This window comes from Roseimaritima sediminicola (assembly GCF_009618275.1).
GTDB classification, from domain to species: Bacteria; Planctomycetota; Planctomycetia; order Pirellulales; family Pirellulaceae; genus Roseimaritima; species Roseimaritima sediminicola.
Map to the genome: position 1 here is coordinate 1 of NZ_WIAD01000124.1, position 1,330 is coordinate 1,330.

Consider the following 1,330-nt stretch of genomic DNA (forward strand, 5'->3'; position numbering starts at 1 on the left):
ACGTGACCGGGCGTTTCATAGTCCGGGGGAACCGTGTGCTCGATGCGGACGAGTGACTCGTCGAGTTCGGTAATCTCTTGGATCTCGAACCCTGGCAGGGCAACGAAATCCCAGATCGGCATCTGGACGTATTGAAAACCAAATACGGGGTAGCGAACGGCCAGATCGGTGACAAACGCGTCGACACCTGGGCCGCCTCCGTCCGGACTACCGATCTCTTGTAGAAAGACCAACTGCGTGCCGCTCGGCGACCTTTCGATGACAAAGAAATAGGTCTCATTCCTGCCACTGATCTGCTCGACGGCGGTTCCCTCGCGGTCGAGCATTTTCGTTTTCAGCTGAAACTCGCGGCCGCGGTAAGCGATTTCGTAGGCGTCTTCGCGGCGTCCCGGGCTATCGCCACCGCGCATCACGAACACCATCTCCGTTTTCGCGGCGATGGCGATCGCGTCCGCTGCCGACCTCATCTGTTCGATTGCCTGAAAGAACTGGTTTTCTAGTTCGTGCTGGGAGCGATTGGCAGTGGCCCAGACTTGTCCAGAATCTGCTAGAGAAACCAGAAGACAAATTGCAAGGAAAAACGAACTATTTCGACGCTTGTGCATAATGAATTGCGTCCAGCATAAGCTGCGGCGACGGCGGAAAAACAGTGACATTGGCAGCTTAAGGCGTGCAGTTGCACATTCCGCTGATTGGGTTTGCTTGGCACTGGCATCCGATGCAGGTGTAAAGCTCTGGAGAACTGCAGATAGCCCCACCGCAGGACCATTTTTGCTGTGCCGCACACCGGCTCAATCCGCCCCCCGTACAGTAGCCATTGCTGCAAAACCATCCATTGCCATATGCAGCAGAACAGGCTCCGCCAGCCCCAAGAAGCATCGCTGCAACCAGCAATCCACCACGCAGTCTCGTTACATAGCCGCACAAATTCATAGCTCATCTTCTCCTAAGCAGAAACAAGAAACAAACACTCTATTTTGCGAGACCCCGAATCCAGGAAGTCTGATGACCGATTCCTGGTGAATCGGTATACAACAACACAGGAACCTCAATCGCTTTGCCTGCCTCTGGCGTATTAATTCGCAGATTGATCTCCGCTGTGCTGCCAGCGCCTATGGTCAGAGGGAACGCATCGGAGACCACGCATGGACAACCCGGCTTCATGCCTAGGATTTTTCGATCCTCATCTGTGTCATTGGTGACAAGCAACTTGGCTTTGATTTGGCTCTCTGCATCTACAACACCGAGCTCTACATCTAAGGCTCGGACATCGCTTTCGTGCGTTGCCAAAATCACGGCAAATGAGACAGAAGCCAAAACGACGCAAGCG

The 1,330-nt window shown here is 54.0% G+C and carries 2 protein-coding genes; both read right to left on the reverse strand.

All coding sequences use genetic code 11. The features are described from left to right. The coding region (locus GE027_RS22540; RefSeq protein ID WP_153559485.1) for a hypothetical protein at window positions 1–656 on the reverse strand (656 nt) is incomplete at its 3' end. A gap of 316 nt (window positions 657–972) precedes the next feature. Further along, on the reverse strand, window positions 973–1,330 hold a 358-nt coding region (locus GE027_RS22545), incomplete at its 5' end, for a DUF1573 domain-containing protein (RefSeq protein ID WP_153559486.1).